A 4,730-nucleotide genomic window follows, 5' to 3' on the forward strand; every position below is an offset into this window, starting at 1 on the left:
TTGGATTTAGGAACTTCCTAAGGGCAAGGGCAAGAATACTTCTTTTACATAAGTATAAAAAAATTGGAAGTCATGTTGGGTAGGGGAGATTCCATCTCACTCCACCCCAACATTTGACATAGAACCATTTTTCATATCCTTCTTATAGCGAAAATAAAAGCTGAACAATTCTTATCATTGTTCAGCTTGCTTACATAAGGGAATCTTCAACCCTTGGAGGTTTTCTTTTACCCAAACACGAATTGTGTTTAGTAGCCCAAAGGTATGACGGAAGGCCCTGTCGGCAATTTGAGTTACCTTACCTCTTTTATTACATTTTCACTGCAAGGCTATTTACATAATGGCGTTTATGCTCACTAACCCCGGAAAGTTTAATCTTTGCAGGATCATTTTGATCATTCAGTTGATAAGCAGTTCCATCTTTTGGCAACGTCGCTGCAAATATTCGTTCGTACTCCTCTACACTTACTTCTGTTCTAGAAGAAAGTAATTTCTGATGTTGCTCTGCATGCAAATGTTCTTGATAACTAGGTTGTAAAATACCCGCAAAAAATTCTCCTACTGCTCCAGATCCATAACTAAACAACCCAATCCTGTCACCAGCACGTAGATTATTTTGATGCTCAATTAAAGACAGAAAGCTTAAATACAAAGAGCCAGTATAAATATTGCCAACATTTTTATTGTATATTTTACTATGTTCCAAGTTTTCTAACAGACGTTCTTTGTCCGCTTCCGTTCCTTGGTCATAAATCATTCTTAGAGCTTTTAAACCCATTTTCGTATATGGGAGATGGTAGCAAATGGCAGAAAAATCGCCAATTCCCAAGCCTGTCTTTTGTTGATAAGCTTCCCATATTTTCTCAAAAAAAGACAAATACATTTCATTTGATAATTTTCCATCTACTTGAGCATATTCAGAGTATACAGGTCGCCAAAAATCCATTACATCTTCTGTTAAATAGGCAGATGGCTCCTCTATTGCCATAATTTTAGGGTTCTTACTCATTACTATGGCTACTGCACCTGCACCTTGTGTCGCCTCTCCACCAGTTCGTAGTCCATATCTGGCAATATCTGAGGCCAATACTAGAACTTTGCTGTTTGGATGTAAAGCAATGTGAGCTTTAGCCATTTGAATCCCAGCTGTTGCTCCGAAACAAGCCTGCTTTACTTCCACGGTTCTTGTTTGCGGTTGGAGATCTAATAAATGGTGAACATATACTCCTGCTGCTTTAGAATGATCTACACCTGTTTCTGTACCAAATATTACAAAGTCAATAGCTTGTCTATCTGATTCATCAATAATTTCCAAGGCAGCATTAGCAGCCAACGTAACAGCATCCTGGGTAAGTGGTGCGATAGCCATTTTTTCTTGACCAATACCAATGGTGAATTTGGCTGGATCTACGTCCCTAGCTTTTGCCAAATCATTCATATCTACATATAAATGCGGCGTGTAAAATCCTATTTTATCTATTCCTATTTTCATAATAAGCTCCTAGCTCCTTTACTACATACTAGATGAAATATCCATTAAGTGACTATTTTCACAATTAATCTAAAAAATTAACCATAGTATATCATAATATAATCTAGTCTTAAACACAAATAACGGCGCTTCCAATTTTTTTATTTAATTGAATTATCGCCCACAAGATTCCTCTATGAATTTGCAAAGGAAATAAAAAAGGGAAAGAGGAAAACATCTATCTAATGGGCAAATGTGCTCCATGAATTTTAGTGCCATAAAATTCTCTGCGCTAAGCGTTATTTCCTCTTCTACTGTATACATTGGATCTAATCCGGATTACGCCCTGTAAGTTCGAAAATCTCTCGATACAACTCTGGCATCATAACGATACTTGGCCCTAAATCGAATTGATAACCATCTTGTTCAATCCGATGCATTTTCCCAATTGAATAATTAATATCTACTTAATTTTATCTATGTAATTTAAAGCCATTTTAACATTTTTAAATGTATTCATATCTTTAAAGGTATCTTGAATAATCACCGTTTTCAGAGCCATATCTGGGCGAAAACCAACAAATAATAATTCTTTGCCCATTAATGAAATAAATTGATGAACTTTTAGAAGACGTGACACAGTATATGTATCCACTTCATATAGTCCAGATAAATCAATAATGATATATCCCTCATTAGCCTGCTCCATATACGTAGATATATTAGACATGAGCGTTTCCATTCGCTGATCATTCATATTACCGATAAGAGGTAAGACTGCGACATCATCTCTAATGGGTACAATAGGCGTGGAAAGTTTATCGATCTCCTGCAAACTCATTTGTAATAGACGTTCACTTTCTTTTAATTCTGTAACATCTTTTTGGACGCCAACGAAATAATATTTTTTCTCCTCTTCCACCCACATCGGATCAATCGAAAGCTCATTCCAAAAACCAGTCCCATCTTTTCTATAGTTATATAGCTGTAGCGAAATGGATTCCTTTGTCCAAATTGCAGTCCGTATTCTATCCATACTATAAGATTCCGTAGCTTCACCTTGCAAGAATCGACAATTCTTACCTATAACTTCATTTTCTTCATATCCTGTTAATTCAGTAAAACCTTTATTTACAAAAATAATTGGATTATCTTCTATATTTGGATCAGTTATAATTAAGCCGACTCTTGTATAATTTAATGCCTTTTCAAATAAATGCAATTTATCATGTCGTTGCTTCTTCATTCAAATGATTCCTCTTTCCTGCAAAATTATCTTGTATAAGACAGACTTTATCTATGGCTTGCTTGATACAAATAATGATATGGTTTTCCTTTAAGTACGCCTTGCTCTTGGTCAATTCCTTTTTGCGTATTTCTATTTTTATGCGCATGCTGGTACGCAGTAGATGCTTGCCAATTTCGGAAATCTTCCTCCGTTTGCCATTGTGTTAGAACAATATATATATCATCTTGTAAAGGACGTAAAACGCGAATTGCGATAAAGCCTTGTTCGTTTTCTATCATTCTAGGGCGATGCAAAAAACGTTCTTCAAAGCGCTGCCTTTTTTCATTATAAACACCAATATAATTTAACACAGTAACAGCCTCTTCACACAAATTATTGGATTGATCAATGATTTCATAGGTATTTACCTGTTCTGAAACAATTTGAACTTGGTTCCCTTCTTCAATAATAGTTAATGGTTCTCCCCCATGATTCCTTTGAATCTTCAATTTCACTTTTCAACATCCTCCCTTAAACTTTTTAACTTCAACAAAACATAATTCTGCAACGACTTATCAAAATAGACAGGCGGCAACAGCTTTGCTTTTGGATAGCCTAGCACCCTGTCTTTAAACTGCTCGTAAACTGCCCCTTTTCCAAATGTTAGTGGCAAAATATAAAACAACTCATAACGGAAAGAAAATTGTTCTAAAACATGTTGCCCTTCGCCAAATAAGAACAGAGACGAGGATGGTCGGGAATATTGTTGTTCCAAAAGAGTCGTCAACTGTTCAAGTGCATCATTTGCACGAGTGTCATGAGCTGACCCATGTGCCGCAATAATAACTGGTTGATTATAAACCGAATATAAACGCTCAACCACATAGGTTAAAAATAAATCGTCTTCACAAAGTGGTGGGAGCAATACTGTATTTTTATTTATTTCTTGTTCGTATGCTTCAATAACCCCTTTTACATCCTTGTTATAATGCTTCCCTCTTAAGAAAAGCAATGGAAAAATGTAAACACGTCCGTATAAGCTATCCCGTTGTTGCATAATTTGATTTATAGTAGGCTCTGCTTGCTCAATATAACATCCAATAAAGCGCGCATTTCCATCATCCCAAGCCTGTAAATTTAAATGATCAACAAAGTTTAAAAACGCTTGATTCTTATCATCATCCTTAGATCCATGATAGACAATCACAACTACATCTTTATCCATCAAGAAGCCCCTTTACGTTTATGCATTTTTTAGAGAAAAAATCAGTTTCACAGCAAAGTTTTTATGAAGGAAAAAACGTTCTTAATAGGAAGAAAAGATGTTTATTTCCCTATAGCGGGAAAGATTCTTCCAGTGCTGCTAAAATCTACATTAACAATATCACATTCTTATGCATGATAACAGTTTACCAACCCGACTATCATTATTAAAACTTCTATTGCTTGAACAAATGTTCATGTACAAAATAGTAGATGAATAAAATAACAAAACCTTTGTTCATTCTCCTCTATGTAGTTATTCACTAATTTAAAAGCGCAACGACATGGTAGTATTCTCTCCCTTCACTTGTTCGTAAAAATGCAGCACTGTCATAAAACCAATGAGTATGGTTTGTTTTCAAATCAAAAAGAGCTCTTATTATGATAAAGCTCTTTAAAAAAAGACTTATTACCAAATCTTTATGGCGAATTTCTTATACTATAAACCTTTTACAATCCTATAATACAAGCAAAGGTTTCATCTCATTAAACTGGGCAAAATTGTAACAAAAGAAGGAAATATAATGAGTAACAAAATGCAAATAATCATGCCGACTATCATTGGTATAGCTCCCTTAAATATAGTTTGTACAGGTATATTAGGAGCGACGCCTTTAATTACAAAAATACTAATTCCCAGTGGAGGGGTTAAAGAACCAATATTAATTGCCATTACCATTATAATTCCAAACCAAACACCATTAAATCCTAGCTCCAAGATTATTGGATAAACAATTGGGATGGTAAGCACAATCAGAGATAACCCTT

General features: G+C 35.1%; 5 protein-coding genes. All 5 read right to left on the reverse strand.

Features of this window, described 5'->3' with window-relative positions; all coding sequences use genetic code 11:
* Positions 1 to 310: 310 nt before the first annotated feature.
* Positions 311 to 1,492 carry a hydroxymethylglutaryl-CoA synthase gene (locus HLX49_RS16930; protein WP_101934122.1) on the reverse strand — a complete coding sequence of 394 codons (1,182 nt, stop codon included), beginning with the start codon at positions 1,490 to 1,492 and terminating at the stop codon, positions 311 to 313.
* Positions 1,493 to 1,934: 442 nt separating this feature from the next.
* Entirely contained in the window at positions 1,935 to 2,717 is a 783-nt protein-coding gene (gene ytvA, locus HLX49_RS16935; RefSeq protein WP_077704780.1) for a YtvA family blue-light photoreceptor, read from the reverse strand.
* 47 nt (positions 2,718 to 2,764) lie between these two features.
* Positions 2,765 to 3,214, reverse strand: coding sequence for an antibiotic biosynthesis monooxygenase family protein (locus tag HLX49_RS16940; protein WP_077704782.1), 450 nt, complete (start codon positions 3,212 to 3,214; stop codon positions 2,765 to 2,767).
* Positions 3,211 to 3,924, reverse strand: coding sequence for a sirohydrochlorin chelatase (locus tag HLX49_RS16945; RefSeq protein ID WP_101934123.1), 714 nt, complete (start codon positions 3,922 to 3,924; stop codon positions 3,211 to 3,213). The genes HLX49_RS16940 and HLX49_RS16945 overlap by 4 nt, the downstream gene beginning before the upstream one ends.
* Positions 3,925 to 4,440: 516 nt before the next feature.
* The coding region (locus tag HLX49_RS16950) for a TRAP transporter large permease subunit (RefSeq protein ID WP_296363386.1) at positions 4,441 to 4,730 on the reverse strand (290 nt) is incomplete at its 5' end.

Origin of the sequence: Virgibacillus sp. (assembly GCF_013393565.1) — a bacterium.
GTDB lineage: Bacteria > Bacillota > Bacilli > Bacillales > Amphibacillaceae > Virgibacillus > Virgibacillus dokdonensis.

Bases quoted from the DNA above. Each gene is read 5' to 3' on its own strand.
- HLX49_RS16930 (WP_101934122.1), bottom strand. From the start codon at position 1,492: ATGAAAATAGGAATAGATAAAATAGGATTTTACACGCCGCATTTATAT.
- ytvA (WP_077704780.1), bottom strand. From the start codon at position 2,717: ATGAAGAAGCAACGACATGATAAATTGCATTTATTTGAAAAGGCATTA.
- HLX49_RS16945 (WP_101934123.1), bottom strand. From the start codon at position 3,924: ATGGATAAAGATGTAGTTGTGATTGTCTATCATGGATCTAAGGATGAT.